Raw genomic sequence first — 26,714 nt, 5'->3', positions numbered from 1 at the left:
TTCCGGTGAATTCCATTTTCATAACGGTTTAAAACAATTCGTCTTCGGCTTGCGGACAAGCCAGAACGGCATTGCCGTAGATCATGCCCTGCTGGGCCTCCTTCAGCGCCGCAGGGATCACTTCCGCCAGCGGCTCTGGGCTCAGGCACAGCTGCAGCACCAGATTCAAATTCATACCCGCAATGATATGCACGCGCGGATCCTGCGTCAGGCCTAACAAGGCGTTGTTGACGCTGCCGCCCCACAAATCTGTGAGAATCAGAACCTCGTCCGCCGATGTTTCAGCCAGCCCGCTTTCAATCTGACGCTTCAAAGCATCAGGATGACTGCCCGGCTGCAGGGACAATACCCTTAAGCCCGGCTGATCGCCGATGATCATCTGGGCTGTATCCGCCATCCCCGACGCCAAAGCGCCGTGGGAGGCTAGAATGATTTCTCTCATAATCCTTCCTCCTGCATGTTGCCTCTCGTCAAATCCTGCCGATCATTTTCGATATAATCGTAAAGATAAGAAATCTCATCGATCGGAACGGTGACGTTGTAGTTTTTCAACAGCGGCGCAAAGCTGATGTTGACCTGGTCGATGAAGTCGCTGTGCGCGCTGATAAACGGCGTCAAATCAGCCAGCGATTCAATCGCTGTGCGGGTGACCAGCCGTTCGATCAGAAAGCTGACGTGAATATAAATGCCGACTAACGTCCGGCTTTGAAAGCGCCGCTGCATCTGCCGCTGCAGTTCACTGACCGCTTCATAGACACAGTCCAACAGCCGCGCCGGATTGAGAATCGTCAGATTTTCCATTAAGCTTTGTAGCGAGAAGTTCTTTAACAGCTGCTGCTGAAACAACTCCAGCTCCGCCTCATTCAGTTCCCCATCCAGCGCTTCATTGAGCGGTTCCATTGTCCGGAAGCTGACGATATCCTCTAACGCCATCGTGTTGACGTTTTCCGGATGAAAGCCTAACGGACCGATTAAAAGCAGAACCTCGTAGCGATCAAACAGCGATGCTCGCTGTGCCGCAGACTGCAGCGTCGCATAATCAGCTTCAATAAAACGGATGTTGAGCGGCCGGGGGAGCGAGCGGGCAAACAGCTCTGCCAGCTTGCCGCTGATCTTAATTGAAATATCGCTGGTAAACACAATCGCTTTTTCTTTCTGCTTCCGCATCAGAATCCGATAGCGGCACTGATAGCTCTCACAGGCTGATTTCAAAATCGTTTCCAATTCTTCCCCGCGGCTTAAACGCATTCCGATATCCAGCGCCAAACCGGTGGAAATGTTGTTGATGATGCCGACTTCCATCATGCAGTCCAGATGTTCGGCAAGACCTTCCAGCGAACCCATGTCAACGAGCAGAATCAGCGAACGCAGATAGGAATGAAATCGAATGAAATCGTTCAGTTTCTTTTCGATCGCTTTGACCTCGGTATCCAGCGGCATATCCAAAGCATCAAATATCCGTTTTCCTAAAAGCTGATTCGCCGCGTCCGCAATGCTGGAAGCCGTGGAGTAGCCATGACTGATGATGATGCCGCAGCTTTGCCGGCGCAGCGGTTCCTGGTTGTAGAACCTCAGATTCAGCGTCAGAAAGATTGTGTTTAACGGCTGTGATTGCATTTCCAGGCCGGCGCAGAGCTTTTCGATCAAAGCCTCCGCCAGCGATGCCGCTTCCGGAAGCTGTTGGCGCAACGTGTTCAGGCACAGCTGAATGGCTTCCCGCCGCTGACTTTCCCACAAAGCCAGACTGGAATGAATTCGGGCTAAGGCACAGGTCATGCGGGCCAGCACAAAGCTGCAGTTAGGCGGCAATGTCAGCCGCTGGTCAAGATCCAGAGCCTCCAGCTCATGGCGGATCTGCGCTTCAATCCAGACTAATCGGCTGTCCTCTTCTTTTGTCGCAAAGATAATCGTATCGTAATATTCCCGCATCCGCGCCAGTCCCTGATCGAGAAACTGAGCGAACACATGGTGGTTGTTATAATAATCACGATGGCTGTCCAGCAGATGATCAAACAGCTTTAAAATCTGATCGCTGCCATCCTGACGGCGAAACTGTTCAATCGCCAGCGGCGTTGATTCAGCCGGTCTCAGCATTTGCCCTAACGGCAATCGGCTAAACAGCTCAGGCGGCAGATCCATGGCTTTTAAAACCAGCACGGAAGCCTGCGGTTGTTGGGAATACGCCGCGGCGCACATCGTTTTTAAGCCATTGTTCAGCTCAGCCAAATTCAGCTCCGGCAGATCGGCGCTCAGCGCTCCGAACAATCGGGCGGACATGCGGATCTCGCGTCCCAGTTTTCGCTGTTCCTTCAGCAGCAATTGGATGACCAGTTCTTCCCTCTCCTGCACCGGCCGGCGGGAAAAGGCGGGAATCTGGCAATGCACCGGAATGTTCAGCAGAAGCTCCGGCTGCAGTGTTTGTGCTGCACGGCTGGTCAGCGAAAGGATAAAACGGGCGGTATTTTTCAGAACCGGCTGGGTTTGATGCGCTCGTGTATAGCTGCCGGAGCGGATCAGTTCAGCCAGCTTCAGCTGACACTCCGCACTTAATTGATCGGCCTCGGCCAGATAGACAACCCCATCCTGCGCTTTTTCGATCAACCCTTCTGTAGGTTTTCCTTCCAGTTCCCCGCCAAACAGCTCAACCAGCTGACGATGCTGGGACATTTCCCGGCTGATCGTCAGGCGTACAAACCGCGCTGAAGAGGAAATTGCATGCTGATCGGCAAGAAATTCAAATGCCGACTGGGCAAGAAAACGTTTTCCGCTGCCGCGCTCCCCTTCCAAAATTACGGTCAAACCGCTGGGATACTGCATCGCTGATTTCAGCTGGGCAATACAACCTGCCAATGAACCTTCCGCACCCACCACCTTTTCAAAATTCCGGCCCTGCGGTGTTTTCTGATTCAGCACCTGCATCAGATCGTCGAGATTGAAATATTCTTCATCCATAAACGTAACCTGATACTTTGTTTCCAGCTCTTCACGAGCCAGATAATACACCGGACGGGAGCTGATCTTAATGCACACATGCTCTTTGCACAGTTCGTTCAGATACTGACTCGTCAATGTCCGCGACAGATTCAATTGCTCGGCAATCTGTTTCGTCGTTCGTTGCTCCAGCTGGGTCAGTCCGTAAATCCGGGTCTGGTTTTTCAGCCAGATGAGAATCTCTTCTTTCGTTTTATTCATTCTCTCACCTCATTCAGATCGGCTGATGGCTTCATTATAGGATATTCACCCAAAAAATCTTTAGATCCAGTAAGATTCAACACTGCCGGCTCAAATATGGGAAAATCTGACACTTCAGATCCCGGTGTGATGAGTGTCGAAACTCTGTTCAGCTATAAATAGAAAGGATGACTCATCCGAAATATCAGCACGATCACGTCTTCTATGATACCGAAAGTCCCTGTCGTTGTCGCGGGTTCCTGCAAAGCCGTAATCAAAAATGACAAATAAAAAAACGCTGGAAAACAAGCTTTATGTTTCCAACGTTATTTCGTTTATGCCTGACGGATATAGGCAATCGCACTGACACCCGGTCCGGTATGGGTTCCGATTACGCTGCCGACGCCGCATACCTGCGGACTGACAATCGCTTTTTCATCCATGAAGGTGATCAGATCTTCAACCGCTTCCCGATTTCCGGTATAACCAAAGATTGGCTCAAAAGTAAGATCCGGCATTCCCAGTTTTTCCATCTGCTGCCAGAACAGCTGCAGCGTCGCTTTCTTGCCGCGGGCCTTGCCCAAAACGCTGATTTTGCCTTCCGCCAGCGTGATCATCGGATGAATTCCAAGCAAAGACCCGGCAAAGCCTGCGGCCTTGGACAGCCGTCCGCCTTTAACCAGATATTCCAGCGTATCCACCGCCGCCAGAATTGTAACGCGTTCCTTGAGCTGTTCCAGCTGCTGGGCAATCTGCGATGCCGGCTGACCCGCATCCCGCAGCCTGATCGCCTCGCGCAAAAGCAGCTGTGTTCCGATCGTCGCCGATAAACTGTCGACGATGTAAATCGGTTCATATTCACAATAATCCTTGGCCAGCTGGGCGGATTGATACGTGCCGCTGAGCTGACTGGACAACGTCAGCACAACGATTTCTTCACCGGCTGCTTTGGCCTTTTCAAATTCGGTCAGAAAATCATTCGGTGAAGGCTGCGAAGTGGTTGGCAGCTGATCATTGCTGGTCAGCTTGGTATAGAATTCCTCCATCGTTAAATCGATTCCATCACGGTATTCCTCCTGACCAAACAGCACCTTAAGCGGTACAACGCCTAAGTTGAGCTGCCGAGCTGCCGCGGGTGTGACGTCGGTGGTGGAATCAGTAATAATACGAACTGTCATATCGGTTCTCCTCCTTGAGATAGTTTGAATATCAACATAAAAATCTAACCCATTATAACAGCGTATATCCGCCTTGACAACCCCTTTTCACAAAATAAAAACGGCATTTCAAACAATTATTTGAATGAAAGCCGTATCATTTAGAACTCGTTTTCAAACAGTTCGAGAATTTCCTCGCGGCTCATTGCGGCAATCGATCCGTCAGAGCCTTCGATAACCGATTGCGACAGCTGCTGCTTCTGCTGCTGAAGCTTGCTGATTTTCTCTTCCACCGTTCCCTCGACAATCAGCTTGACAACCTGCACATTGCGCGTCTGACCGATTCGGTAAGCACGGTCGGTGGCCTGGTTTTCAGCCGACAAGTTCCACCATGGATCATAGTGAATGACAATCTCTGCCCCCGTCAGATTCAGCCCGGTCCCGCCGGCCTTTAATGAAATCAGAAAGACCGGTGTTTTATCCCGATTAAAGCTTTCCATCAAATCAAAACGCTGCTGCTTCGGCGTTGAGCCGGTTAACAGATAAGTGGCGATCTGCCGCTTTTCGCATTCCTGACGCAGTTTGTCCAGAATCGTTGTAAACTGGGAAAACACCAAAATTTTCTTGCCGGAATCCACCGCATTTTCAATCAGTTCCATACAGGCTGCCAGCTTGCTTCGCTCGCCCCCGTATCCCTCAAATACCAGCCCCGGATCACAACAGATCTGCCGCAGCCGCGTCAGCATCGCCAGGATCATGATCTTGGAACTGCCGACGTTGGCCGGTTGGTCTAGCGTCTGCGCCAGCTGCGTCTGAATCTGCTGCAAAGAAGCCTGATACAGCTTCTTTTCCGCTTCACTGAATTCGATTTGCAGCACGGATTCCGTTTTCTCAGGCAGCTCCTTTAAAACATCCTGTTTGACTCGCCGCAGAATAAACGGCGAAACCAGTTTCTTTAACAGCGTCAGGCGTTCTTCATCCTGATAGCGCACAATCGGCAGTTCATAATTTTCCTTAAACTGAGCGTAGCTGAACAGATACCCCGGCATCAGAAAATCAAAGATCGACCACAGTTCTGCCAGTGAATTTTCAATCGGCGTTCCAGTTAAGGCGAACCGATGGCGAGCCTGGATCTGTTTTACTGCCTGGGCGCTCTTGGTGCGCTGGTTTTTGATCGCCTGCGCTTCATCCAGTACCAAATACTGAAATTGCAGCGGTTTAAGCACCGCTTCATCGCGCTTGACATAATCGTAAGAGGTGATCAGAACATCGACCTGATCGGCCAGTGCCCACTGATCCTGACGCTCTTTTAATGTTCCATGAACACAGGCGCATTTTAACTGGGGCGCAAACCGCCGGATTTCCGCCTGCCAGTTGAGGATCAGCGAAGCTGGAGTAACGACCAGACTGCAGCCGGCTTCGTTGTGCAGCTGAGCATCCAGGAGCACCGCGATCATCTGCAGCGTCTTGCCGATTCCCATATCGTCCGCCAAAATTCCGCCGAAGCCATAATGCGCAATCGTTTTCAGCCAGCGGAAGCCTTCCTTCTGATAGGTCCGCAGGATCTTCCGCATTGACGGCGGTACGTCAAATTTACTCTCTTCGATATTTTTGAAATCACGAATCATCGTCTTAAATTCCTGATCGCGTTCCACCTTGATTTCCGGCGTACTCATCAAACGTTCATTCAGCGCCAGCGCCCGATAATTTTCCAACGTCAGCGAACCTTGCACAAGCTGCTTTGGATCGACCTGCAGCGCATCCAGCATCGCCAGCACCTCTTCGGTCTCTCCCTCGCCGATCGCAAAGTAATCGCCATTTTTTAACCGAACATATTTTTTCTTCTGCTGATAGCCGCGGAAAATTTCTTCCAGCTCCTCAGACGACAGCTGCGGGCTGTCCAGCTGCAGCTCCAGCAGTCCGGAAGTCAGCCGAACTCCAACGGAGAACGAGGCGTGTGAGCGAATCTGGACGTTTTTCAGCGATTCACAGATATACACCTCGGCCAGATCCATCAGCTTACCCACCCCTTCCGCCAGGAAGCTGAATTCCTTGGTTTCGTTTTTCTCAATCCAGGCGATCTGGGTCAGCGTATCAATCCGGGTTACATACTGCCGGATAATCGCCCGCACCTTTTGTTCTTTACGTAGATTGCGGTTATCCCGATTGGTCAGCGTATCGAAGCCGATGTATTCGTTATTGCCGTAACAGAAACGGATCGTAATCATGATCGTGTGCGGCGTCGGTTCGTCAATATACACCCGTGTGACTAACGGATCCAGGCGAACCGGCAGATCTTCCATGCCCAAAACCGGAATCAATTCACTGATCGGCTGCAGAACATTGTAATAGAAATTCTTGATCTGTTCATGACTGATCAGCAGCTTGCCGCCCTGCTGCAGCCGTTTCAGCAGCGGTCCGCACAGGATTCGATAACGCGGCAGAAGCCGAATCAGCGTTCCGCCGACATACACGTAGTCCGCTTCATTGCTTGCAAGATACCGGTATTCGTGGGGTGTGATTTGCAGCTGATAGTCCTGGTTCTGGCTTTCTACCTGCAGCGTGAACTGCGGATTCTCCTCAATCATTACCATCGGCCGGCCATCTGCCATCATCACTGGATGATTTAAAAACAGCTCATAAAAATCATCGACGCTGCCGCCGACCAGATTCACATAGCGCGGACTCGTTCCGAAACTTTTCTGCGGATCATAATTGCGGCGGATAAACCGCAGGATTCGCTGCGAACCTTCGTCAAACGATTCCGGAACATGCAGAAACTGCAGCTCCTTGCCATAGCTGACAATCGCCGCTTCATTCATCCGCGCCAGAAACTCACCGAGATTTTTCAGAATGTATTTTTTCTTGCGGCCGATCCGAAAGCTGACCAGCAGTTCTGAATTGGAAAAGATGACCTCCGGAAGTAATCCGACCGGATCACTCTGCAAGAGGGTCGGATCATCCAGCACCGCCGCATTGACATACGTTTCGATCAGCTGTTCGCTCTGCGAAAACATCTGCCGACGGCGCAGCTGCTGGATATAATCCGCGGCATTCTCACGGTAATAGTAGGGAAAATGATCAATGGTTCGCTCCTTTAAAAACATCAAAACTGCCCCGATGTGCGCACAGGCTTTTTCGTCCTGAACACAATACGGACATTCGCAGCTGAAGCGCAGCAATTCACCGGTTTGCCAATGAAGCGACAGTTTGATGTGCTGCAGATACGGATAGACAACCGCTTCAACTTCAATCAGCTGCAGCGTGCGGTATTCTACCGCGGACAGTGACTGGATAATCGAACGTTCCTGATGATAACGGCGGGCCAGATTCCACGTTCGCTCATCAAAATATTGACTGAGCTGAGTTTCATCCAAAATCATACGCCTCAGCACCTCCTTCTCATTCCATCAGAAAAAGCCCCGCAACGGGCTTTTATTCAGACTTCAGTTCCCGGGCCATCAGCAGCTTAATCGCCTTTGACGGCTTTTCGCCTTCATAGAGAACGCGGTAGACCTGTTCGGTGATCGGCATGCTGATGTGTTTTTTTATGGATTCCTCATAGATGACCTTGGCCGCTTTCACGCCCTCAACCGTCTTTTTATTGGTTTTCCAGAAGATCTCCGCACTGTCCTGCCGGCCGATCTGCACGCCGGCTTGGAAATTGCGGGAATGCTGGGAGGTACAGGTGACAATCAAATCTCCGACCCCGGTTAATCCCAAATAGGTTTCGGCCCGTCCGCCCTGGGCAATTCCATAACGCGACATTTCCGCCAGGCCGCGCGTCATCAGCGCCGCCCGGGCGTTGTCGCCTTCACCTAAGCCGGTAATAATGCCGCTGGCAATTGCCATGATATTTTTGATCGCCACGCCGGTTTCCGAGCCGATCACATCCGTCCCGCGGTAAACGCGGAAATATTCATTGGAGAACAGCTCCTGAATCTGGCGAGCGGAGGCTTCGTTTTCACACACTGCATTGACAGACGTCAGCTTGCGCAGAATGACCTCTTCGGCATGCGAAGGTCCGATCAGCGATACGACGTCGGTCAACGTTTGCGGCGTAAAGCATTCTTTAATCACTTCACTGAGCCGCTTATGGGTTGTCGGATGAAAGCCCTTAGCGACATTGATTACGATGACCGGATGATCCAGCACCGCGGCGGCCTGCCGGCTGACTTCTTCAACCGCACCGGTCGGCACCGCTAAAAGCAGAATGTCCGCGGACGCAACGACAGCGAAATCCAGCGTCGCTTCAATTGCCGGATTGACCAGAACCTCGGGAAAATACTTGGTGTTCCGGTGAAGCTTGAGATCCGCGATTTCCTCCGGGCTTTTGCCCCAGACAACCACGTCATGATGATTGTCCGCCAGCACCTGTGCCAGCGCTGTGCCCCAGCTTCCGCTGCCCAATACGCAAATTTTCATACTGCGCCTCCTTTAGTCCTTACTGCGGGCGATGATCCGAATCGGTGATCCGTCAAAGCCAAACGCTTCCCGCAGCCGATTCTCAATATAGCGTCGGTAAGAGAAGTGCAGCAGCTGCGGATCGTTGACAAACAAGACGAAGGTCGGCGGAGCCACCGCCACCTGCGATGCATACAAAATCTTTAACCGCTGTCCGTTATGCGTCGGTGCCGGCGTTGTCAGCTGAGCGTCCATAACAACTTCATTTAAGACGTTGGTCGCAATCCGCAGCTGCGAATAGTGATAAACATCCTCAATCATCGGCAGCAGAGTATTGACGCGCTGATGGGTTTTCGCGGAAACAAACAGAATCGGCGCATAGCTCAGATAGACAAACTGGGTGCGGATCTGTTCCGTTACCCGATTCATCGTTTTTTCGTCTTTTTCCACCGCATCCCACTTGTTGTAAACAATGATGATCGGCTTGCCTGCTTCATGAGCATAACCGGCAACATGCTTATCCTGTTCGCGGATACCGCTTTCGCCATCAATGACAAACAAGACGACATCGCATCGTTCAATCGCGCTCATCGCTCTTAGCACCGAATACTTTTCAATGTTCTCATACACTTTGCCGCGCTTGCGGATGCCCGCCGTATCCACGACGACATAATGCTTGCCATCCTGTTCAAACGGCGTATCAATGGCATCGCGGGTCGTACCTTCAATATCCGATACAATAACCCGTTCTTCCTTTAACAGGGCATTGACTAAGCTTGACTTTCCGACATTTGGACGGCCGATCACCGCAAAGCGAATGCCTTCCAGCTCCGGCTGCTGCTTCTCGGGAAAGGCTTCAATCAAGGCATCCATCACATCGCCGATGCCGATGCCGTGCGATCCGCTGACCGCAATCGGCTCGGATAAACCCAGCGCATAAAATTCATAAATATTGCCCTGCAGCGTCGCGTCGTCAATCTTGTTCACAGCCAGAACCACAGGCTTGCCGCTGCGTCTTAACATACGGGCGATGAATTCGTCGTCCCCGGTTACACCATCGCGGCCGTTGACGATGAATAAAATGACGTCGGCTTCCTCGATCGCAATTTCAACCTGAGCTTTTATTTCTTCCTGAAACGGCTGATTTTCCAGCTGAATTCCGCCGGTATCAATAATGCGGAAATCCTGGGTCAGCCACGTTCCTTTTCCATAAATCCGATCCCGGGTTACGCCCGGCGTATCCTCGACGATTGAAACACGTTCGCCCAGAATTCGATTAAAAATCGTTGACTTTCCGACATTCGGACGGCCAACGATGGCAACCACGCCTTTAATCATGGCTTCCCTCCTTCATTTTTTCCTCAACTAACCGCTGGATTGCTGCTACAACTTCATCAATGGTCATCTCTGAGGTATCGATGCCCACGGCATCCTCAGCCTGGCGCAGCGGAGAATTCACACGTTCCGTGTCCTGTTTATCCCGCTGAGCGATCTCCGCGACCAGCTGTTGATAGTCTGAGCTGATTCCCTTCTGCTGATTCTCCAAGAATCGCCGCTGGGCCCGCGCCTGGGGCGAAGCAGTCAGGAAGATCTTAATTTCCGCATCCGGCAGTACGACAGTGCCAATATCCCGGCCGTCCATAACGACTCCTTTATCGCGCGCCATTTTCTGCTGCCGCTCCACTAATTTCTGACGGACTATCTTCCATGAGGAAACCTGGGAGGCGGCCATTGAAACCGCGTCCGAACGGATTTTATCCTTCATTTCCTCACCGTCAAGGAACACCTGTCCCTGCGGGGTTAAGCGAATTTCCGTCTGATCGATCAAACTTCCCAGCGCCGCTTCATCGTCCAATGCGACGCCCTGATTTAAAGCTTTGTAAGCGATGCAGCGGTACATCGCCCCGGTATCCAGATGGATATAGTCACACTCGCGGGCCAATCGCCGGGCAATCGTACTTTTTCCGGCGGCACTGGGCCCGTCGATCGCAATGTTCAATTTCATTAAATAATTCCTTTCTGAAGCAGGATCCAGTATACGACGATGCCTAAAACCACAAGCAGCGCCAGGATCAGCAGGACCAAAATAAAGTTCAGCAGACGATTGGTATAGGAAACTGAATCGTTCATATCGTTCAGCTCATCTTCATAGTCATCCATCTGCGCCCGCAGCTGAACAGTTTCACTCATCAGCTTTTCGCGCAGTTCTTTTTCCTCCTGCATATGCGAACGCAGTTTGCCGAAGAAGCGGTGCGGCTGGGTTTCATCATCATCCTCCCAATCCTCATCGTCCTCCTGAGTTTCATCCTCCTCGTCGTCTTCGTCATCATGACGACGGCCGAACAGCTTCCAACGCGGCTTCTTCGTTTCTTCCTCGTCTTCGTCATCCCATTCGTCGTCTTCTTCCTCGTCATCCTCCTCAAGGATCGGCTGACTGTCTGTAAATTCTTCCTCCTCGACCGGCGGTTTCATGCGCCGCGGCTTTTTGATTTCCGGCGCCGGTTCCAACGTTTTCAGCATTTCTTGGCTGTTGCCGCTCTGATCCAGCAGCTGTTTGACCTCCAATGAAATCGTGTTGCGCAGCGTATCATCTTCCGGCAGCACAAAAGAAGGAATATCCATATCATCCAGCAGATTATCCTTACTGGTGCTAACCATTTTTTCCTCAAACGGACGGATTGAGCTCTGCTCACGCAGCTGCTTCAAAATATTGACCTGCGTATCTTCGCTGGCCAGCAGTCCGCGCTGCTTGTTGTACTCCTTTACTTCGCTGATGTATTCGTCAAGATATTCATTATTAAAAGAAGAGGTTGCCGTCCCTGCCTTCTCTTTCTGCGTTTCATCCGCAAAATAAGCTTCGCGGCGCAGATGGATCGGATCATGGTTTTCTTCTTCCTTCACTTCCAGCTGTTGGGTTGCAGTGGTATCCAAACGGCTTAACCGTTCAGCATAAGCGGAAATCCCCTTTGTACTGATCTGCGATTCCGCATCGTTCTGCAATTCCTGCCTCAGTTTTTCATATTTAGCCTTACGCGACATATTCTGCATACACAGTGCCTCCTAATCTTTTTCATTATATCAAAAATTGACCTCAGTTGCGAAGAAAACTGACGGTTTGCCCGGATTCTTTTTTGAAAGCGCCTGCCGAATGAACAGGAATGTTCCTTCAAGCCTATTCATCATGCCGTTTTTTCAAATCAGATGCGGTCCACCCAACAAACCTATACAGCAAAGAAAGAAAAAGCCGGAGCGTTCCCGGCTTCATGCTTATTACAACAAACGCTGACACAGCCCTTTTCGGTTTCCCGCTGATTCAGCCTCCGTCCCCACGCCTGTCCGTATCTTAGCGGTGCAGGATCGGTGAAATATGCTTATACAGTAAGAAGACCATCAGCGATGTCACAATGCCCTTAATCAAGTTAAACGGTGTCGTGCAGAACAGCACCAGCGTAAACGCATTGTTGACAAACGGAACAACCTCGGCCCCCATGGAAATGATCGCTTCCAGCGGCATATGAAAGAAGAACGAATACGCCGGCAGCATAACAAAATAATTCGTCAGACCGCCGACCAGCATCAGCGACAGTGTTCCGAAGATCATGCCGATCAGCGCGCTTTTCAGATTTTTATGCCGGCGGTAGAACCAGGCGGCCGGCAGAATAAACGCGCAGCCCATCACAAAATTCGCCAATTCCCCGACATAAGCCGTACCGGAACCAAAGAACAGACAGCTTAGGAAGACCTTCATCGCCTCAATCGCAACCCCGGCCAGCGGCCCCATCGCAAAACCGCCGATCAAAACCGCAACTTCGCTGAAATCCAGCTTATAAAACGGCGGGGCAATAAATGGAATCGGAAAATCAAATTCCATCAGGATAAAGGCAATCGCTGCCAAGATGCTGACCTTAGCCATGGTTTTAATGTTGAAAAATTTTCTGTTTGTCATCGTTTTTCCTCCTATTTCTGACAACTTTCACTTTTTATGCCGAAGCGACAAAAAAAGGTTTCAACAAAACCTTCGGGGAATCACTCTATGAAAAAGAAAAAAACATTCTTTCATCCAGACTGTACTGTCGCCACTGGAATTTCACCAGTTCAGCCAAATTTGGCTCGCGGGGTTTACCGCCGGTCGGGAATTGCACCCTGCCCTGAAGTTTTCATCGTCTTTATCATAACCTTCACAAGTCTATTTGTAAAGACATTCCACAAAAAAAAGCAGCGGAAAATGAAAAAAGATTTGATCACTCTCTGACCAAACCTTTCATGACTGCTTAAGCGCGTCCGGAATATTTGCCGTCCGCCGTGTTGATGACGACCATTTCATCCTGTTCAATAAACAGCGGAACACGAATTTCCAAGCCCGTTTCCAGCTTCGCCATTTTTGAAGCGGATGTCGCTGTATCACCCTTAACAGCTGGTTCGCATTCAACGATCTGCAGCTCGACTTTATCCGGCAGAATAATTCCCAGAATTTCGCCTTCATACATCGAGATGGTTACGTTATCGTTCGGTTTCATGAACTTCATTTCCCATTCCAAATGATCCTTCTGGATTTCAATCTGATCATAGGTTTCATTGTCCATAAAGACCAACGCATCGTCGGTATCATACAGATACTGCATTTCCCGCTTGTCGATATGAGCCTGTTCAACCTTATCGCCGCCGGTAAAGGAAATTTCGTTGATGACTCCGGTACGCAGATTTTTAACCTTGACCTTAACGATCATCTGACGCATCGCAGTTTTGTTGTGCTGAATATCCAGAACGACAAAAATATTACCTTCATTTTCAAATGTTGTTCCTGGTTTTAAATCATTGACAATAATCATTACTATTCACCATCCTACCTAGTATATTTTATAGGAATAGCCGATTTTGTCAATGATTTCCCGGCTGCGGGCGACGATTTTCCAGATGGATGCGATTGCCGAAGCGGCGGTTGCATCCAAAACTGATCGTAGAAGCGATCGTTGCAAAGCTCAGATAACACCATTGATCAAAATCCAGGCGTCCTCCCAGAATCAGAAATTGTACTCCCAGGATCACAGCACTGACAAAGAAATCAAGCAGTTCCACTGTATTTTTAGATCGATACATCAAAACCCAGGAAACAAAGAACAGCTCAGCACCGTACACACAGGTCAGAAAAGCGGAACTTCCTGAAGGCAGAAACTGCAGCGTTTCCCCCAGCAGCATCAGAATCAGAAAAAACACCGATGCGATCAGACTGTCAATGAATTGTTTCATCATTTCACCTCATCTCTATCTCATAGTTTGTCACTTTCCTGTCAGTTTCATCCAATCTGAGCACAATTTTTTCAAATTCTGTTCGGATTTCAACTGCACCCTGTGACCACGCTACATCCGCTTGAATTTCCGGCCGCCAGCCATCGCAGCGGTATTGTTGCTGCAGCTGACAGCGAACCCAGCGGAAGATCGGAATCAAGCGTAGATCCTGCTGCTCGCTCAGTTGCAGCTGCTGCGCGACATCCATTTCCGCCCGGAGCTGAAGATAGCCCAGCGACACCCAGGCACTGATGATCAGAAACCAGGATAAGAAGAACAGACTGACAAATCCCCGTTTATTGAGCATCACCGATGATCGCCTCCCACTCACCCGTTTCGCTTACTAACCGCATCCAGATCTGATCCTGCCGCTGTTCAAACTGAACCGAGATGACCTGATCGAAAAAAATCCAGGTTCCCGGCTGCACCAGCAGCCAGTTTCCGCTCTGGACTAACCGTCGGTTCTGACCTTCGGCATAGAATGCGAGCTGATCATGGCTGACTTCGATTTGTTCGCTGCCTAACAACAGCCGGCGCAGCTGCTGCAGCTGAATCTGATCCTGGGCTGAACGCATCAACCAATCCTGCCTGCTCAACAAATTAACGATCACAGGAATCAACGGCAAAAACAACGCAATGATCCACAGACTGAGAAGCAGATCGATCAGGATGCTTCCGGCTCGGATGGAACTAGCGGATCGAGCGTTTCGACTGGAAGCGGCGTGCATCTTGGACATTCCCCCTTTGCCTGCAGTGCCTCAGCTAAACGTTGATTGCTTTCCTGACGCTGCCGCCTGACAATTTCATCCAGATGATACCGGCTGCTCAGCAAGCCGCCAACTAAAAGCAGGCAGGCTGTACACAACGCAATGGCGATCAGCGCATCGCTTAAAAGAAAACCATGTTTATTTTCCAACGATTCGCCCTCCCGCCAGCTCCATCACAAGACAACGCCGGCTGAAACACAGCGTTCGAGCCTGATCAATCCGCCCCTTCGCATTGTAGTGTATGCGAACCGGCACAAGGGGGTCCGCACTAATTTGGGCATTCAGTTCCCGGTTTTCACGGATCGCCTGGGCTTGGTACGGCAAAACCTCAGCGATAAACTGGCCCGGACTTAAGTCCGGCTCTCTGATCAACGGTATAGTTAACAGCTCGCAAACCGACAGAACCGCCAGTGCCAACAACATTTCGACGAACGTCATCCCAGCTTTAGCGGACATAGGCCTGACCCTCGCGAATCTCCAGCTGTTCGCCGCCGGAGCATTCCGTCTGCTGCTTTGTTAACAGACCGGCTGAAACCAGATCGTTTATTCTCAGCGGCAGCTGACCAGTATCCAGCTTGTACTGCAGGATTGCCGAATCGATCACTTTCAGCTGCGCAGCACAGCCCTTTTCATCCACAATTTTCATCACCCGCTGAATATTCGGGACAGACAATAAAAACAAGATCGCCAATACACTGACAACAATAATCATCTCCAACAATGTAAATCCTCGTTTCATCTTAATTCTCCTTTCCCAGTGCTACATCTGACTCATGATGGAAAGCGGCAGAAGCAGGATCTGATAAACGATCAAAATCATCCCGGCAATCGTTATGTATGCAAACAGCTGCAGTCCTCGGGCCATGAAGCGCAGCTGGCTCAGCAGCTGACCCTGGCGAACTTCAACATAGCCTTCCAGAAGCGGCTGCACCTGTCCGCTGCGGGAAGTCGTGCGCATTAACTGCATTAAAGAGGGATCCAGATATTCCGTACCCAAGGCTGTTTCCAGACTTTCTCCTGCCAAAAGCGCCTGCTCGACATGCCAGCTCATTAGTTTTAGGAAAGGCTTTTTCGGCAGTTTCTGCAGCACGGTCAGTGTGGTCTGGGTCGGACAGCCTTCGCTGAGGCAGCAGGAAAAATAACGGGAAAAATCCAAGCCCAGCCACCTTCTTAAAAACCGGCCGCGGCGCAGCTTAATTAACAGTACATACGCGCTCAGTCGGGCTGTCGGCCGGCGCAGCCAGAAACCAATCAGCACCCCCAGCATCAGCAGCAGCATCAGCAGAATAAACAGGCCGTAAAGTCCATGATGCAGAAAAAGCATACCGCCGGCATCCCGCTCAAAGGATTGAATCAAGCTGATCAATACCGGAAAGCAAAGATGATTGAATAGGGCAAGCCCGACCAGACTGCCTGCCGCCAACACCAGCGGATATCCCAGCAGCCGGCGAAGCTGAGAGCGGTTTTCTATATACAGCTGATGCAGCCGCAGGGATAAAGTCAGAGCCCGATGGGGCGGCATGACCTGCGCCATCGTTTCAAAATCGGCTGCAATTCCTGGCGGCAGCGCTGGAGCCAACAAAGCCACAAAGCCTTCGCCTTCCAGCATCCGCTGGCGAAGCGCGGCGATCACCGGATGATTCTTCGGTGTTTCGATAAAGGTCAGGCTTGTCTGCCAGCTCATTGCACTGCCTAAAAGAATCGCCAGCTGCTGACATTCAGAGACCGACAGCGTCCCATTGTTTGTGAGTGATGCGATTCTTGAGCAGCAGATCGTCCAGACGCTGCTGCAGCGGGATAAAATGATCCGGCATCTGACCTTGACGAAGCTGTGCCAGCTGCTCGGGCAGAAGCACTTCATAGATACACATCCTTCCCTTTTGATTTTTTAAGGACACCAACCGCTGACAGCTGACTCCGACAAGCATTTCCATCAGCTGAGTTTCACTGACTCCCAGTTCGATCATCCGTGTGATCGCTGAATGGGCTGAGGAAGCATGAATGCTGGTCAAAACCAGATGTCCGGTCAGTGCGCAGCGCAGTGCCATCGCCGCGGCCACCGGCTCCCGAATTTCACCGATCATGATGACGTCGGGATCGTGCCGCAGCAGTTGGCTGATCCCCTCATCATAGCCCAGATGCTGACGTTCATTGATCTGAATCTGCACGAAGCGTTCCGAATAGATTTCAATCGGATCTTCCAGCGTGAAGATCTTGGCTGGACTTAATTCGTTGAGCATGGCATACAGCGTGGTCGTCTTGCCGCTGCCGGTAGGGCCGCTGACGAGGAATAAGCCGCTGCGGCGTTTCAGTCCCTTTTTAAGCAGATCGGTCTGCTTTTTGTCGGAACAGCACTCAGCCAATGTCCAATCCAGTGTACCGTTAAGAATCCGCAGTACCCCGCTGGTCAGCATCAGACTGTGCATGACCGCAAACCGCAGTGCCAGCATCTTGCCGTCAACCTCCATTTCAAACCGTCCAGTCTGCGGCCGGCTGCGGTCACTCAGCTCCAGATTAGCCCGGTATTGAAGATAGCGGAACAGTTTTAAGTCCTGCGGCTCGTTTTCGATATCCTTGATCTGAATACCGCAGCGCATTTGCAGCGTTACTGTTTCATTGCGGATGGAAAAATGCAGATCGGTGGCGTGCTGGTTTATTGCCATCCGCAGCAAAGCAAGTAATCGTTCTTCCATATTCTCTCACCCCCTACATCTTCAATATTGCGCATTTTTCAAAAAAGCCCCACAAAAAATAAAAAAAGCTGAATTTTCATCAGCTTCTTACTCATTTCCGCCAATAAGCGCTGCCATCGGCCGTCCGTTCCAAAAATCCATATTCGATCAAAGCCCGGCGTAAATAGACATGATCCGGCCAGATCCGCTGGAGCAGCGTATTGATCTGTTTTTCAGTATAGCGGACTTCCGGTTTGAAATTCTCCGCAATTTGCGCCAAAACCGCAAGCTTGCGCTTTGCCTTCGCCGGCATTTCCTTTAATGCCCCCTGCGGGTCAAAATACGTTTTTAAAATTGTTTCTTTCTCCTTTTCCGTCAATTCATAACGTTCATCCCGCATCACGGCAGCCGCATGGGCGTCGATCAGCGCTGTATCACTGAGCTGCTGGATCGAATGGCCGCTGTTCTCATTCAGCAGGGTCATCATCATGACAAACAGCTGCGCCTGTTTTTGTTTTTCCCGCAGCTTAAACCGATAATTGCGGATTGTTGACAAGGTAACACCCTTCTCTTTGGCAATCTGCTGATCACTTTGTCCGCAGGCAAAAGCCTGCAGCATTTCCAGCTGCATCGCACTGATGCCTAACGCCTCGGGCCCTAACTTCAATAACATAGCCAATGGCGAACCGTGCACATTTTTTACATGCGATTTCATCTTTCGTTCGCCTAAGACCCAACGTTCATCCTGTGCGTAAATTTCCTGCGTATAATACCGCTGTCCGCAGAATAAGCATTCTGCCTCGTCTTCCACAATTCGATAACCACGGCGCATCTCTTCTGCAGAAGCATCCCAAAGTTCTTGTTTTTCCATCATTTCACTTCCTTCTATATTTTATGCAAACATTATACAACAACATCTACTTTTTATATAGATAATATTTAATATATCTACAGCAAAAGTAAAAACGCCCTAACTTTCTTCAAAGAAATCGACTAATTTGGTTTGCCATATCCCCTTCGCAAAACAAAAAGCATCACCCTCAAAGCGATGCTTTCTGTGTAATCATGATCGATGTGTCCGCAGAAACGGATTATTCATCAGTTCTTTTTCCAACACCGTAGCTGCGCCATGCCCCGGATAAAGCCTCAGCTGCGGATTCAGGGTACGAATCATTTTCAGCGTCTGCCGCATCTGAGAATCATTGCCCAACGGCAAGTCTGTCCGTCCAATGCTGCCTTCAAAAATGACATCACCACAAAAGCAATCCTGACCGATCACGATCAGCACACTGCCCGGCGTATGTCCCGGCGCTTCAATCACCTGGAATTCGATTGTTCCTAATTTCATTGTGCCCTCAATCAAAGGTCTGGTCTGACTGCGGACATGAGCCGTCATTTGCGCCATACTGTTAAGTGTTTCATCTTCCAGCAGAATTTGATCCTCAGGATGCACATATACCGGACAATGAAACTGCCGAACCAGTTCATCGACGGCTCCAATATGGTCAAAATGGCCGTGCGTCAAAATAATTGCCAACGGTACACGCCCCTGCAGACGATCCAGGATTCGCTGGGCTTTGCCTGTCGGATCCATGACCAGCACGGTACCCTGATCTTCCAGAATGTAACAGTTGGTCGCAAATGCACCGGAGGGAATGGTTTCTATTTTCATCCTATATTCCTTCTTTCACCTTTCTTGCTTCTGATCTTCAAATCCGAGCTCAAATTCACCCACTTTATTAGAAAAAGCTGTAACTTGCAGCTGAATTATCTGATTAAACCTGCTATTTCCTTCATAAATTAAGAGAAATAAAAAAAGCCAGAAACCGGCTTCTTTTATTTTTTCTCCTTGTGAGTCGTTTTCTTATTGCAGCGTGGGCAGTATTTCTTGATTTCCATCTTTTCAGGGTGTTTTCTCTTGTTTCTTGTCCCAATGTAATTTTCTTCGCCGCATTCAGAACATTTGAAAGTAATTGCGTCTCTCATGAATATTCCTCCTAATAATGCTAAACAAGTATAACATAGTTTTTTTAAATTACTATCTTTTTTCAAAAACCTGTTAATTCTTGGGTTTTTAACGGTTATTGTACCGGATTGCCGTTTCCCTGCGGATCATTGGGATCCTGGGTTGGCGGCAGTGCCTGGTTTTCATCCGGCACGTTGAGATTCGTATCTTCATCTGTAGATGGACTGTCATTTTCCGCCACATCATCCGGGTTATAAATCGCTTTGGTCAATTCATTAGTAATCCGCAGGCAGAGATTGCTTTGCGAACCTCCGCCGGTAACCCAGGCATTCGGAATCATGCAGGCCATTGAATACTGCGGATTTTCTGCCGGAGCATAAGCAACCAGACTGTTGTTGGTTGTGTCAACCGTAGTTTTTACCCCATCTTCGCCGGTAATATTGATAAACGATTCAGCAGTTCCGGTCTTTGCCGATATCGTTACCGGCAAATCAGTCAAACCATAACAAATCCCGCCGTAAACGCAGGCGTTAAACCCTTGGCGAACCCGTTCCAAAGCTCCTGTATTTTCAAGGGTTGACTGCACATTGACATAATTTTCGTAAACTACATTCTGAGTTCCCGGATCAAACGCCCGGCGAACCAAGCGTGGCTGAATCTTTTTCCCGCCGTTGGCAATCGTAGAAACATACTGCGCCAGTTCAATCGTCGTATAGTTATCCAGCTGTCCAATCGCAAAGTCCAGGGTATTGCCGGCATTGGTAAGCTTACCTGGAATATAACCAATGGCTTCGTTCGGCACATCAATTCCAGTCAATACGCCCAAGCCAAACTGACTGTAATAGCTGCGCATTAACAAATACGTGTCAGCATTGATTTTCAGCGGATTGTTTTCAACATAAGTGCCGCCGCCCAAACGGATTGCGACATTAAACATAAATACGTTGGAGGACTGAGCCAAGGCCTGGACATCATCCACCCATCCCAGCGTTTTCCAGGATTTCTTAATCGGCGTATCCTTAATTTTAATATAGTTATCCAAAATCTTTTCGCCGGGCTGAATTACCCCCTGATCCAGCCCCATATAGACCGTAGCCCCTTTCACCACGGAACCCGGGGCATAAGCATCCGCATAAATACTCGTCGGACTGGAGCTGATCGTACCATCGGCATTGCGGATCATACAGGACATGGCCAGGATATCTCCGGTATTCGGATCCTGCAGAACATACATGATCCGATCCATGTACGGACGCAGCGGATCATTCTGATATTCAAGCAGCACCTGGGACAAAATCTCATCCAGTTTCTGCTGCAGGCGTGCGTCGATCGATAATTCCAGATCATACCCCTTCGAGCCTTCATTGACCTCGCTCAGATAACCTGTTCCGTTTTCATCATACGCCAGATCATATACCGAACGCTTGCCGCTGAGCAATCCTTCATATTGTTTCTCCAAGCCAGACCGGCCTACCTTCTCATTCCGAGAATAATCCAGAGCCAGATAATAATCCAGATCTTCCGACGGCAATCCCTGTTTGGAAGTCGTTACAGTCCCCAGCACTGACTTCAGCATAGATCCGAACGGATATTCCCGATCCCAGTCAAAATCCACGTTGAAGCCCTGATAATCTTCCATGTGTTCAATCAAAAATGCCGCTTCTTCAACAGTAACATCACTTTTAATAATCTTGGTCTGTCCGCTGGAAGGCATATCCATGGCCTGTTTGACGACATAGGCTCGACGCAGATCCGTGTCCAGCGTCGCTAAATCTTCCTCCGTAATCCGGGCCAGTTCCAGATAATAGATATCATTGTCATTCAGATCCCCTTTGTAATACGCCGCCATTTCTTCTTCGGTGATCCGCTCGGCATCAATTTCCTTTTTATGCAGACTCAAATACAAATCCTTTAAATCCCGTGTTCCCAGCTGCGTTTCATCGACTTCAAAATCATTTGAAAAGCGCCGGGCCAGTTCCCATTCTTTTTCATCTTTAATCCCCTGCGGCGGGAAATAAGTGATATTCAGGCGTTGTTTATTGCCAACCAGCACCTGTCCGTTGCGGTCCAGCATTTCTCCCCGCGGCGTCGTGACCGTTTGATAACGACGGGTATAGGTGGCGAGCTTCTGCGCGTAATCCTCTGTTTTCAGCATTTGAATGGAATACAGGCGCACAACGATAGCGGCCATGCCCACGCACACCGCCAAGGCAACCAACTGAAAACGCCGGGTAACAATCTTGCTTAAATCCAGCGCTTTCCGCAGGTGTTCGCTGCTGCCTTCCCAGTGCAGTTTTTTATCATCTTTGGTTTTTCTTGGTCCAAGTAATGGTTTATTTGTCATGCACGATCTCCTCGTATGCCTTATTATACCTTATTTTTTTCTGCGTGAAATGAAAATTTGCACGGCAAGGATGAAATCCTGTTCACGCCCTGCTTCTATGCCTTAACTTTTCTTGCCTTAAAGAACACAGAAAGCTGCTGACTCTCATTTCTACGCTCTCAATTTACTTTCTCAGCCAACAAGGATGCTTTTGCCTGCGTCCCGACAGATTCCAACGATCTATTTTATTCGTTTTTTGGTATTGGAAGGCTGATGAATGATCAGCACATCCTCGGCAGCGATCTGCGTATTGCCATCTGGAACCATCAGCGTTTCATCCCGCAGAATCATCATGATCAAAAGCGCAGGCGGCAGCTTTAGATCTTTGATCCTGCGTCCCTGCCAGGAATGTTCTTCCTCAATCAGCATCTCCGTCAATTCCAGCTGTGCCGGTTCTGTGACTGCCGGGGCAATAGCAATGACAACATCACCCTGTTTAATGATCGTCTGTCCATGCGGGACTAAATTCTCGTTTTGCCGGCGGATCATGGCCAGCAGAACATCCCCAGGCAGCTTCAGCGACTGCACCGACTGTCCAATCCAGGCATGGCCTGAACGGATATCCAACTGAATCATCTCAATCGCTGGGTCATCTTTGTAGTCATTAAAGGTTTTCAATACATCAGCACCGGTATCAATCATCTCTAATTTGCGCGCAATCCAGGGCAGCAGCGTCCCCTGCAGACTGATTGAAAGCAAGACCAGACAAAATACAACATGGAAGACATCATAACGTGTATACGCCGGACTCACTGTCACCATGATTGCAAAAACAATCGAAGATGCCCCGCGCAGACCCGCAGCACTGACTAAGACCATCTGCCGCCACGAACCCGCAAACGGTTTCAACAACAAGCACACGGCAACCGGGCGGGCAACCAGCGTCAGAAATGCCATGATCAATAAAGCGGGAAGGATCACGGATGGCAGCTGCGATGGAAATGCCAACAGACCTAACAGAAAGAAAATCACGATCTGCATCAACCCTGTCACGCCGTCAAAGAAATGGACAAGCGACCGTTTATTGCGAAGGGATGCATTGCCCATCAGTATTCCAGCCAGATAGACGCAAAGATATCCATTTCCTCCGCCATAACTGCACAGCGCATAGGTCAGCAAAACCAAACCGACGACAAAGATGGAATCAAACCCTTCGGTCGCAAAATCAAAGCGATTCAGACAAGCAATCCCAACTTTTGCGCATAACCAGCCGCTTAAACCGCCGATCATCAGCTGCTTGACAAGCATCCAGGCGAAAGTTTCCGGGCTGCCCTGTCCCGCCATCATCGTTAAAAGCATCACTGTCAGCATATAAGAAAATGGATCATTGCTTCCACTTTCCAATTCCAAAAGGGAGTCGGTATTCTCTTTTAAGGCCAGCTTCTTGCTTCGCAGAATTGAGAACATCGAGGCCGCATCCGTGGAGCTGATCACCGCTCCGATCAAAAAACTTTCCTGCCATTCCATTCCTAATCCCCAATGGCAGAACACACCGGTCAATGCCGCTGTCAGAAAAACACCCAGCGACGATAATAACAGCGCTCCCTTAGCGACTGGCCGCGCCTGTTTCCAGCGTGTTCCAAAGCCGCCGTAGAACATAATATAAATCAAAGCTGCAGTACACAGCTTCTCCGCAAACGCATAATTTTCAAAGGGAATGCGGAATAATCCGTCGCTGCCGAAAACCATTCCCAACAAAATAAACAGGAGCAGACTCGGCACTCCCAGCCGTAATGAAAGCTTATTGCAGAGGATGCAGATCATCAGCACCCCGCCGCACAAGATTAATAAAAGATTGAAGTCGATAACTTTCCCTCCTCTTTAGCATCGATCCGAAAGCAAGCAGATATCCTGATTCGTCAAAGCCTTTTTAATATTATACCATATTCAATTTCCCATGGGATCGCTACACCCGACATCTCTTCCCCATCTTTTCCTTTTCTTTCTCCTTCGTGTCCGATTTCAAATTTATGCTATAATAGAAACGAGGTGAATTTCATGAAAAAAAGAACGGAAACCCGCCCTATTCAGGTAGGAAATCTGCAGATCGGCGGTCAAAATCAAGTGATCATTCAGTCAATGACCAATACAAAGACGAAAAATGTAGAAGCGACAGTTCGGCAAATCCAACAGCTGTGTGAAGCGGGATGCCAGATCATACGCATGGCAGTCTACGACCAGGAGGATGCCCGGGCGATCAAACAGATCAAAGCTCAGGTTGATGTTCCACTGGTGGCCGATATTCATTTTGATTATAAATTAGCTTTAACCGCGATTGAATCGGGCGTCGATAAGATCCGCATCAATCCCGGCAACATCGGGGCGCGGGAAAACGTTGCGGCGGTAGTGGAAGCCTGCAAGCAGCATCATGTCCCTATCCGCATCGGCATCAACAGCGGTTCTCTGGAAAAAGCAGTGCTTGAAAAATATGGCCGGCCATGCGCTGAAGCAATGATTGAAAGTGCCCGCAAACATGTCGAAATCCTGGAAGAGCTGGACTTCCATGATATCTGCTTATCCTTTAAATCCAGCGACGTTATGTTGACGATTGAAGCCTATCGACTGGCCGCTGAAGTCTTCCCTTATCCGCTGCACTTAGGGGTTACGGAAGCTGGTACCTTTACTTCCAGTGCGATCAAATCCAGTGCAGCCTTGGGTGCTTTGCTTATGGATGGAATCGGCGATACAATTCGGGTATCCGTCAGTGCAGATCCGGTTGAGGAACTGCGCATCTGCAAGCAGTTACTGCGCTGCTTCAATCTAATTGATCGAGTCCCGAATTTAGTCAGCTGCCCAACCTGCGGCCGGATTCAGTACAACATGATTCCTATCGCCGAGGAAGTCGAACGGTTCTTGGCAACGATTAACGCTGATATCACCGTGGCGGTTATGGGTTGCGCTGTCAATGGGCCGCAGGAAGCCAGCCGGGCTGATATCGGCATTGCCGGAGGGAAAGAGGAAGGCCTGTTGTTTAAGAAAGGACAGCTCATCCGCAAAATTCCGCAGGATCAAATTGTTGAAGTCCTGAAGGAAGAAATTTTAGCCATGATCCAATAGCTGTTATGCCGCAATGAAACTGAATTGCGGCATTTTTTAAGGAGGGATATGAAATGAGCGACGTTTTATGCCTGGGCAGCTGCGTACTGGATCTTTATGCTCAGGATCGAAAACCGACGGTCGGGGGCGATGCTGCCAACCAAGCCATCCTTTTGACGAAATTAGGCCTGTCTGCAGCTTGCTGCGCGCTGCTAGGGCAGGACGAAGAAGCAGACCTGATCCGCAGTCAGCTGAAAGCGCAGGGCGTCGATATTCGTTGGCTGTCCCAACGACCGGATCAGATAACGACACATTCGTTCATTCAGCTGGATGAAAATGGGGAGCGGCAGTTTACCGTGACCGGGGAAGCTCACCGCCATTTCACCCTGGCTGACTTTCCATTCAGGGCTTTGCCGGTTTTCAAAATTTTATCCCTAGGTTCCTTATTTACCCTGCATGAACTAGAAACCTCCGGTCTGCTTTCCATCTTTCAACAGGCTCATGCGCACGGTTTAACGATATACAGCGATACAACCCGTGATCGGCACCACAAAGGACTGGCCGGCGTTGCACACCTGCTTCCTCTCATTGATGTTTTCATGCCGTCATTCGAGGAAATCCGGCCGTTGTGCTCCCGCTCTCAGCCCGATGAGATGGCGGAAGAACTGCTTCACTATGGCTGTCCGACTGTGGTTTTAAAAATGGGTGCGGCAGGTGCGGCGGTTTATCAGGAAACCCAAAAGTGGAGCTGTGATGGCTATCCTGCAAAGGTGATCGATACAACCGGAGCTGGGGACAGCTTCTGCGCCGGCTTTATCGCCAGCCGCGCAGCGGGACTGTCTTTCCCTCAAGCCTTGGATAATGGCTGCTGGTGCGGAGCGCAGACCGTTCAATGGATCGGCGCCAACACCGTTCCATTGAACAAAAGCACGCTGCCCTGGCCGCTGATCTGACGTCTTATCCAATCCTTCTCCAAATTCTAATAAGACTAAGAACAAACCCTTTCCACGTTAAAGATTAAAAAAACAGGAATCTCATCGGCATGGTGACTTGCTGCATGAATTTCCTGTTTTTTTTATTTAGATCAATCCGTCAAAGTTTTCTGGCAAGATACAGATCCAGTGTGTCGTAGATTCGGATCTGTCCGCCGACTGACTGCAGCCCCTTTGCCATCGCCTGTTCAAAAGCCAGACGTGTTGCTTCCGGCAATGCCCGGTGATCGGAATACGTGTTCAGTAAGCCTATATAGTCCTGAATATCCAGAGTTCTGACGCGATGGTAGAGATGCGCCTGCACGGAATCAAAACCAGCTTTGATCAAACGATCCGTCCAAGGCTTTAAATCAGACTCATCAAATTCCTTCAATTCCTGATCAGACGGACAAAATTGTTGATAAACCTGGCGATTAATCTGATTGGAACAATCATCGAAGCGATTGGGATAGGGATGATTCCAAAACAAAGCCAAACATCCCTGGGGTTTAAGCAAACGCCTTACTTTTTCCAAAGCCTGCGGTTGTGGCAGCCAATGGAAGGCCGTAGCCGAATACAGCGCATCCCAACTGTTTTCCCTGAGCTCTAAATCCATAAAATCACCTTGAATCACCTGAAAGTTCGGTGCCTTCTGAAACTTTTTCTCCGCAAACGCAGCCAGCTTTCTGCCAAGTTCCACAGCGGTCAGCGAACAGCCTGTATCTAAAATCGGCTGGGTTGCCTGTCCCGTTCCAATCCCGATTTCCAGAGCCTGGCTGTGCGGGCCAAGATGAAAACTTTGCAGCACCTCTTTCATCAGTACCTCAGGATATTGCGGCCGATAGCGTTCATAATTCAGCTCATCCTCATCGAATTTTAATCGCAGCTCCATTCCTCAATT

26 protein-coding genes and 1 riboswitch are annotated in these 26,714 nt (G+C 49.7%); of the genes, 2 read left to right on the top strand and 24 right to left on the bottom strand.

The genetic code is table 11. The features are described from left to right. Positions 1 to 28: 28 nt before the first annotated feature. From BN162_RS01375 to BN162_RS01260, 23 genes are all read right to left on the bottom strand, one after another. The gene (locus BN162_RS01375; protein WP_020223259.1) at positions 29 to 442 is read right to left on the bottom strand and encodes a PTS sugar transporter subunit IIA; all 414 of its coding nucleotides are present in this window, start codon (positions 440 to 442) and stop codon (positions 29 to 31) included. Further along, entirely contained in the window at positions 439 to 3,192 is a 2,754-nt protein-coding gene (locus BN162_RS01370; RefSeq protein WP_020223258.1) for a sigma 54-interacting transcriptional regulator, read from the bottom strand. The genes BN162_RS01375 and BN162_RS01370 overlap by 4 nt, the downstream gene beginning before the upstream one ends. A gap of 314 nt (positions 3,193 to 3,506) precedes the next feature. Beyond that, entirely contained in the window at positions 3,507 to 4,349 is an 843-nt protein-coding gene (locus BN162_RS01365) for a DegV family protein (RefSeq protein WP_020223257.1), read from the bottom strand. Positions 4,350 to 4,489: 140 nt separating this feature from the next. Beyond that, a complete protein-coding gene (locus BN162_RS01360) occupies positions 4,490 to 7,711 on the bottom strand; it encodes a DEAD/DEAH box helicase (RefSeq protein ID WP_020223256.1) in 3,222 nt (1,073 codons plus the stop codon). 52 nt (positions 7,712 to 7,763) lie between these two features. Next, a complete protein-coding gene (locus tag BN162_RS01355) occupies positions 7,764 to 8,753 on the bottom strand; it encodes an NAD(P)H-dependent glycerol-3-phosphate dehydrogenase (protein ID WP_020223255.1) in 990 nt (329 codons plus the stop codon). A gap of 12 nt (positions 8,754 to 8,765) precedes the next feature. After that, positions 8,766 to 10,070 (bottom strand): ribosome biogenesis GTPase Der, encoded by a 1,305-nt coding sequence (gene der / locus BN162_RS01350; RefSeq protein WP_020223254.1) that lies wholly within the window; start codon positions 10,068 to 10,070, stop codon positions 8,766 to 8,768. Continuing rightward, positions 10,063 to 10,737 carry a (d)CMP kinase gene (gene cmk, locus BN162_RS01345; RefSeq protein WP_020223253.1) on the bottom strand — a complete coding sequence of 225 codons (675 nt, stop codon included), beginning with the start codon at positions 10,735 to 10,737 and terminating at the stop codon, positions 10,063 to 10,065. Before cmk ends, der begins: the two co-directional genes overlap by 8 nt. Continuing rightward, a complete protein-coding gene (locus tag BN162_RS01340; protein ID WP_020223252.1) occupies positions 10,737 to 11,780 on the bottom strand; it encodes a hypothetical protein in 1,044 nt (347 codons plus the stop codon). The genes cmk and BN162_RS01340 overlap by 1 nt, the downstream gene beginning before the upstream one ends. Before the next feature lie 295 nt (positions 11,781 to 12,075). Further along, positions 12,076 to 12,678, bottom strand: a complete 603-nt coding sequence (locus tag BN162_RS01335; RefSeq protein WP_020223251.1) for an ECF transporter S component — start codon at positions 12,676 to 12,678, stop codon at positions 12,076 to 12,078. Between the two features lie 98 nt (positions 12,679 to 12,776). Then, positions 12,777 to 12,892, bottom strand: a riboswitch (FMN riboswitch). 111 nt (positions 12,893 to 13,003) lie between these two features. Further along, positions 13,004 to 13,561, bottom strand: a complete 558-nt coding sequence (gene efp, locus BN162_RS01325; protein ID WP_020223249.1) for an elongation factor P — start codon at positions 13,559 to 13,561, stop codon at positions 13,004 to 13,006. A gap of 49 nt (positions 13,562 to 13,610) precedes the next feature. Continuing rightward, complete coding sequence (locus BN162_RS01320) at positions 13,611 to 13,979, bottom strand: hypothetical protein (RefSeq protein WP_020223248.1); 369 nt, start codon at positions 13,977 to 13,979, stop codon at positions 13,611 to 13,613. Positions 13,980 to 13,983: 4 nt separating this feature from the next. Beyond that, positions 13,984 to 14,328 carry a hypothetical protein gene (locus BN162_RS01315; protein ID WP_147612126.1) on the bottom strand — a complete coding sequence of 115 codons (345 nt, stop codon included), beginning with the start codon at positions 14,326 to 14,328 and terminating at the stop codon, positions 13,984 to 13,986. Then, positions 14,315 to 14,755 (bottom strand): hypothetical protein, encoded by a 441-nt coding sequence (locus tag BN162_RS18505; RefSeq protein ID WP_167539984.1) that lies wholly within the window; start codon positions 14,753 to 14,755, stop codon positions 14,315 to 14,317. The genes BN162_RS01315 and BN162_RS18505 overlap by 14 nt, the downstream gene beginning before the upstream one ends. Beyond that, on the bottom strand, positions 14,683 to 14,934 hold the full coding sequence (locus BN162_RS01305; protein ID WP_020223245.1) for a hypothetical protein: 252 nt from the start codon (positions 14,932 to 14,934) through the stop codon (positions 14,683 to 14,685). Before BN162_RS01305 ends, BN162_RS18505 begins: the two co-directional genes overlap by 73 nt. Beyond that, complete coding sequence (locus BN162_RS01300; RefSeq protein WP_020223244.1) at positions 14,924 to 15,241, bottom strand: prepilin-type N-terminal cleavage/methylation domain-containing protein; 318 nt, start codon at positions 15,239 to 15,241, stop codon at positions 14,924 to 14,926. The genes BN162_RS01305 and BN162_RS01300 overlap by 11 nt, the downstream gene beginning before the upstream one ends. Further along, on the bottom strand, positions 15,231 to 15,524 hold the full coding sequence (locus BN162_RS01295; protein WP_006060297.1) for a competence type IV pilus major pilin ComGC: 294 nt from the start codon (positions 15,522 to 15,524) through the stop codon (positions 15,231 to 15,233). Before BN162_RS01295 ends, BN162_RS01300 begins: the two co-directional genes overlap by 11 nt. A gap of 21 nt (positions 15,525 to 15,545) precedes the next feature. Further along, entirely contained in the window at positions 15,546 to 16,052 is a 507-nt protein-coding gene (locus BN162_RS19005) for a type II secretion system F family protein (protein ID WP_244264189.1), read from the bottom strand. Between the two features lie 451 nt (positions 16,053 to 16,503). Continuing rightward, positions 16,504 to 17,478 carry an ATPase, T2SS/T4P/T4SS family gene (locus BN162_RS19000; protein ID WP_020223242.1) on the bottom strand — a complete coding sequence of 325 codons (975 nt, stop codon included), beginning with the start codon at positions 17,476 to 17,478 and terminating at the stop codon, positions 16,504 to 16,506. A gap of 91 nt (positions 17,479 to 17,569) precedes the next feature. After that, complete coding sequence (locus BN162_RS01280; RefSeq protein WP_081587769.1) at positions 17,570 to 18,331, bottom strand: DUF2087 domain-containing protein; 762 nt, start codon at positions 18,329 to 18,331, stop codon at positions 17,570 to 17,572. Between the two features lie 189 nt (positions 18,332 to 18,520). Further along, positions 18,521 to 19,129, bottom strand: a complete 609-nt coding sequence (locus tag BN162_RS01275) for an MBL fold metallo-hydrolase (protein ID WP_020223240.1) — start codon at positions 19,127 to 19,129, stop codon at positions 18,521 to 18,523. A 164-nt stretch (positions 19,130 to 19,293) separates the two neighbouring features. Then, complete coding sequence (gene rpmG, locus BN162_RS01270) at positions 19,294 to 19,443, bottom strand: 50S ribosomal protein L33 (protein WP_020223239.1); 150 nt, start codon at positions 19,441 to 19,443, stop codon at positions 19,294 to 19,296. A gap of 95 nt (positions 19,444 to 19,538) precedes the next feature. Then, positions 19,539 to 21,767: a peptidoglycan D,D-transpeptidase FtsI family protein gene (locus tag BN162_RS01265; RefSeq protein WP_020223238.1), complete on the bottom strand. Its 2,229-nt coding sequence runs from the start codon at positions 21,765 to 21,767 to the stop codon at positions 19,539 to 19,541. A gap of 219 nt (positions 21,768 to 21,986) precedes the next feature. Then, the gene (locus BN162_RS01260) at positions 21,987 to 23,612 is read right to left on the bottom strand and encodes a potassium/proton antiporter (protein ID WP_040451121.1); all 1,626 of its coding nucleotides are present in this window, start codon (positions 23,610 to 23,612) and stop codon (positions 21,987 to 21,989) included. Between the two features lie 192 nt (positions 23,613 to 23,804). Here BN162_RS01260 and ispG point away from each other — a divergent pair, with 192 nt between their 5' ends. After that, positions 23,805 to 24,863 carry a flavodoxin-dependent (E)-4-hydroxy-3-methylbut-2-enyl-diphosphate synthase gene (gene ispG / locus BN162_RS01255; RefSeq protein ID WP_020223236.1) on the top strand — a complete coding sequence of 353 codons (1,059 nt, stop codon included), beginning with the start codon at positions 23,805 to 23,807 and terminating at the stop codon, positions 24,861 to 24,863. A 53-nt stretch (positions 24,864 to 24,916) separates the two neighbouring features. After that, positions 24,917 to 25,795 carry a carbohydrate kinase family protein gene (locus tag BN162_RS01250; protein WP_020223235.1) on the top strand — a complete coding sequence of 293 codons (879 nt, stop codon included), beginning with the start codon at positions 24,917 to 24,919 and terminating at the stop codon, positions 25,793 to 25,795. Positions 25,796 to 25,934: 139 nt separating this feature from the next. On the opposite strand, the gene BN162_RS01245 is transcribed toward BN162_RS01250, so the two are convergent. Further along, positions 25,935 to 26,705 (bottom strand): class I SAM-dependent methyltransferase, encoded by a 771-nt coding sequence (locus tag BN162_RS01245; protein ID WP_020223234.1) that lies wholly within the window; start codon positions 26,703 to 26,705, stop codon positions 25,935 to 25,937. Positions 26,706 to 26,714: the final 9 nt, after the last annotated feature.

The organism is Holdemania massiliensis AP2 (genome assembly GCF_000327285.1).
Taxonomy (GTDB): domain Bacteria; phylum Bacillota_I; class Bacilli_A; order Erysipelotrichales; family Erysipelotrichaceae; genus Holdemania; species Holdemania massiliensis.
This window is presented reverse-complemented; position numbering and strand designations above follow the sequence as displayed.

Bases quoted from the DNA above. Each gene is read 5' to 3' on its own strand.
- BN162_RS01375 (WP_020223259.1), bottom strand. From the start codon at position 442: ATGAGAGAAATCATTCTAGCCTCCCACGGCGCTTTGGCGTCGGGGATG.
- BN162_RS01370 (WP_020223258.1), bottom strand. From the start codon at position 3,192: ATGAATAAAACGAAAGAAGAGATTCTCATCTGGCTGAAAAACCAGACC.
- BN162_RS01365 (WP_020223257.1), bottom strand. From the start codon at position 4,349: ATGACAGTTCGTATTATTACTGATTCCACCACCGACGTCACACCCGCG.
- BN162_RS01360 (WP_020223256.1), bottom strand. From the start codon at position 7,711: ATGATTTTGGATGAAACTCAGCTCAGTCAATATTTTGATGAGCGAACG.
- BN162_RS01355 (WP_020223255.1), bottom strand. From the start codon at position 8,753: ATGAAAATTTGCGTATTGGGCAGCGGAAGCTGGGGCACAGCGCTGGCA.
- der (WP_020223254.1), bottom strand. From the start codon at position 10,070: ATGATTAAAGGCGTGGTTGCCATCGTTGGCCGTCCGAATGTCGGAAAG.
- cmk (WP_020223253.1), bottom strand. From the start codon at position 10,737: ATGAAATTGAACATTGCGATCGACGGGCCCAGTGCCGCCGGAAAAAGT.
- BN162_RS01340 (WP_020223252.1), bottom strand. From the start codon at position 11,780: ATGCAGAATATGTCGCGTAAGGCTAAATATGAAAAACTGAGGCAGGAA.
- BN162_RS01335 (WP_020223251.1), bottom strand. From the start codon at position 12,678: ATGACAAACAGAAAATTTTTCAACATTAAAACCATGGCTAAGGTCAGC.
- efp (WP_020223249.1), bottom strand. From the start codon at position 13,561: ATGATTATTGTCAATGATTTAAAACCAGGAACAACATTTGAAAATGAA.
- BN162_RS01320 (WP_020223248.1), bottom strand. From the start codon at position 13,979: ATGAAACAATTCATTGACAGTCTGATCGCATCGGTGTTTTTTCTGATT.
- BN162_RS18505 (WP_167539984.1), bottom strand. From the start codon at position 14,755: ATGTCCAAGATGCACGCCGCTTCCAGTCGAAACGCTCGATCCGCTAGT.
- BN162_RS01300 (WP_020223244.1), bottom strand. From the start codon at position 15,241: ATGTCCGCTAAAGCTGGGATGACGTTCGTCGAAATGTTGTTGGCACTG.
- BN162_RS01295 (WP_006060297.1), bottom strand. From the start codon at position 15,524: ATGAAACGAGGATTTACATTGTTGGAGATGATTATTGTTGTCAGTGTA.
- BN162_RS19005 (WP_244264189.1), bottom strand. From the start codon at position 16,052: ATGCTGGGGGTGCTGATTGGTTTCTGGCTGCGCCGGCCGACAGCCCGA.
- BN162_RS19000 (WP_020223242.1), bottom strand. From the start codon at position 17,478: ATGGAAGAACGATTACTTGCTTTGCTGCGGATGGCAATAAACCAGCAC.
- BN162_RS01280 (WP_081587769.1), bottom strand. From the start codon at position 18,331: ATGATGGAAAAACAAGAACTTTGGGATGCTTCTGCAGAAGAGATGCGC.
- BN162_RS01275 (WP_020223240.1), bottom strand. From the start codon at position 19,129: ATGAAAATAGAAACCATTCCCTCCGGTGCATTTGCGACCAACTGTTAC.
- rpmG (WP_020223239.1), bottom strand. From the start codon at position 19,443: ATGAGAGACGCAATTACTTTCAAATGTTCTGAATGCGGCGAAGAAAAT.
- BN162_RS01265 (WP_020223238.1), bottom strand. From the start codon at position 21,767: ATGACAAATAAACCATTACTTGGACCAAGAAAAACCAAAGATGATAAA.
- ispG (WP_020223236.1), top strand. From the start codon at position 23,805: ATGAAAAAAAGAACGGAAACCCGCCCTATTCAGGTAGGAAATCTGCAG.
- BN162_RS01250 (WP_020223235.1), top strand. From the start codon at position 24,917: ATGAGCGACGTTTTATGCCTGGGCAGCTGCGTACTGGATCTTTATGCT.
- BN162_RS01245 (WP_020223234.1), bottom strand. From the start codon at position 26,705: ATGGAGCTGCGATTAAAATTCGATGAGGATGAGCTGAATTATGAACGC.